We start from the raw sequence: 2,599 nt of genomic DNA on the forward strand, positions 1-2,599 counted from the left end.
GCCCGTGGGACGGCGCCGGTCAGCGGCCGGCGGGCGCCGGTTCGGCCGGCCGTCGCCCGGCGGGCGCGGGGTCGGCCGGCGGGTGGTGGCGGCTGATGTTCCGTTCGAGGAGGGAGAGGCACTCGGCGACACCCACACCGCCGGCGGTGACCTCGGGCAGACGGCCGTCGTCACGCTTGAGCGCGGCCAGCGCCGTGTCCATCGCGGACTGGGCGGCGAACAGGCACGGCGTGCTGTAGATGGCCACGTCCACGCCCAGCGCACCCAGTTCGGGCAGGCTCAGGCGGGGCGACCTGCCGCCGGCGATCTGGTTGAAGAGCAGGGGCTTGTCCCCGATGACGCCGCGCACCTTGCGGATCCACTCCACGCTGCGCACGCCGTCGACGAGGACGACATCGGCCTCGGTGGCCGCGAGCGCCTCGGCGCGGCGCAGGATCTCGTCCTCCTCGGTGGCGTCGGTGCGGGCGACGACGACGAGGTCGCGCCGCGCAGCCAGGACGAGTTGGAGCTTCTCCAGGTACTCCTCCAGCGGCAGGATCCGCTTGCCGCTCACGTGTCCGCAGCGACGGGGCCGCTGCTGGTCCTCCAGGATCACCCCGGAGGCGCCGATGGCCTCCAGGTGCTGGACGGTGTGGCAGGCGGTCTCCGGGTCGACGTAGCCGTCGTCGATGTCCACGAGCAGGTGCTGCCGGGGGAAGGCCAGCCGCAGGCGCTGGACGAACGCGACGATGTCGGGCCAGGCGATGAACCCGATGTCGGGCAGGCCGTAGTGCGAGGCGGCGAAGCCGAATCCGGAGACGAACATGCCGTCGTAGTGCTGGGCCGCGACGGACGCGGAGAACATGTCGAAGACGCCGATGAGCGGGGTGGTGCCCTCGGCCGCTATCGCGGTGCGTAGCCGATCGGGGTGGTTCACGGTAACCTCCGGGTGAACTGGGTGCGCCGACGCGCCTCGTGGACCGCTGCCCGCTACAGCTCGCGGTCGACGGCGCGTCACGGACCGAACAGGACCCCGGGTCCCCACCGTTCGAGCGGTGGGGCCCGGGGTTCGGTGCGTCCGCCGGCACGGACACCGGGCCGGCGGTGGTACGGGTGGTGCGCGAACTGCCCGGAGATTATTCAAGACTTGGTCATGAAGCAATATGCGGCAGGTAAAGGCGCCGGTCGGGCGATGCTTTCACGCCGCACGCAATTGACCGGATCTTTCGCACCGGCACCCTTCGCGGTGGACGCATCGCGAACGGCCGGGCCGGGCAGGGAGCCCGGTCCGGCCGCGTCCCGCTCCCGCCGGTCACCGTTTCTTGGTCACCGCCTCACTGACCGCCGCGGGGGAGTCGTACTCCTTCTTGGGCATCGACTCCAGCGCGTCGATCGTCTCCTTCTTGGCGTGCTTGGACTTGGCGTGCTCGACGAGCGCCTCCTTGGAGGCGGGGTACGAGGCGCCACCGAGGGACTTCTGCAGATCGATCGGATTCACACTCATGCGGCCCGGGGTACCCGCACTTCCCCGGCCGATGAGCGGCGTTCCGGGGATTCACCCCGATGGCGCAATTCCCGGGCCCCGCGGTCCCGGCGGCGGCCGGCAAGCGCGACGCGCCGCACGGGAGGACACTGGGGTTGAGTACGCCGTCCCGAGCGGGCAGACGATGACACAGGAGGTGATCGCTGTGGTGCCGCTGCTGCTGGTCCTGCTTCTCGCCGTGATCCTTTTCGGCATCGGCTTCGCCGTCAAGGTGCTGTGGTGGGTCGCTCTCATCGTTCTGGTGCTGTGGCTGCTGGGCTTCCTGGTGCGCTCCGGCGGAGGCCGCTGGTACCGCTGGTAGACGTCGCCGGGCGGAGCCCGGCGCGCGGTTCGGAGGTGATGCGATGGCTTTCCGCCGGCATGACCGCTTGTACGGCCAGGCCGCGCTGGTGACGGGGTCCTCACGAGGACTGGGGATGCTGATCGCCGGTGAGCTCGCCCGTCGCGGGTGCGGCGTGATGCTGTGCGCCCGCGACGGTGACGAGCTCGAACGCGCGGAACGTTCGCTCCGCGAGGAGGGTGCCCGGGTGCGCTCGATGGTCGCCGATCTGACCGACCCCCAGGCCGCCGAGCGGCTGGTCGCCGGGACCACCCAGGCCTTCGGCGGCCTGGACGTCCTGGTCAACAACGCGGGGGTGATCCAGGTCGGGCCGCTGGAAGCGATGACGGAGGACGACTTCCGCGCCGCCATGGAGATCATGTACTTCGCCCCCCTGCGGCTCACGCTGGCCGCACTGGAGGGCATGCGGGGCAACGGCGGCGGCCGCATCGTCAACATCACCTCGATCGGCGGGCGCATCGCCGCGCCGCACCTGCTGCCGTACGACGCGGCGAAATTCGCCGCCGTGGGCCTCTCCGAGGGTCTGCGGGCCGAGCTCGCGGGCAAGGGCGTCAGCGTCACGACCGTTCTGCCCGGTCTGATGCGCACGGGCTCCCACGCCGCCGCCCGGTTCAGCGGCCAGGCCGGGCGCGAGTACGCCTGGTTCGCCATCGCGGCGGGCATGCCGCTGCTGTCCATGGACGCCCGGCGCGCGGCGCGGGCGATCGTGCGGGCCGCCGAGCGGCGGCGGCCGGAGC

At 71.8% G+C, this 2,599-nt stretch carries 4 protein-coding genes; 2 read left to right on the forward strand and 2 right to left on the reverse strand.

Going from position 1 to position 2,599, the window contains the following annotated elements:
* Positions 1-19 precede the first annotated feature (19 nt).
* Together AB0K09_RS32165 and AB0K09_RS32170 are read right to left on the reverse strand one after the other, a co-directional pair.
* The gene (locus tag AB0K09_RS32165) at positions 20-916 is read right to left on the reverse strand and encodes an isocitrate lyase/PEP mutase family protein (RefSeq protein ID WP_366068929.1); all 897 of its coding nucleotides are present in this window, start codon (positions 914-916) and stop codon (positions 20-22) included.
* Positions 917-1,291: 375 nt separating this feature from the next.
* Complete coding sequence (locus AB0K09_RS32170) at positions 1,292-1,483, reverse strand: DUF2795 domain-containing protein (RefSeq protein ID WP_366068930.1); 192 nt, start codon at positions 1,481-1,483, stop codon at positions 1,292-1,294.
* Between the two features lie 163 nt (positions 1,484-1,646).
* On the opposite strand from AB0K09_RS32170, the gene AB0K09_RS32175 reads away from it, so the two are divergent.
* Both AB0K09_RS32175 and AB0K09_RS32180 read left to right on the forward strand, forming a co-directional pair.
* Entirely contained in the window at positions 1,647-1,823 is a 177-nt protein-coding gene (locus tag AB0K09_RS32175) for a hydrophobic protein (protein ID WP_366068931.1), read from the forward strand.
* 43 nt (positions 1,824-1,866) lie between these two features.
* The coding region (locus tag AB0K09_RS32180) for an SDR family oxidoreductase (RefSeq protein WP_366068932.1) at positions 1,867-2,599 on the forward strand (733 nt) is incomplete at its 3' end.

Origin of the sequence: Streptomyces sp. NPDC049577 (assembly GCF_040675635.1) — a bacterium.
Taxonomy (GTDB): domain Bacteria; phylum Actinomycetota; class Actinomycetes; order Streptomycetales; family Streptomycetaceae; genus Streptomyces.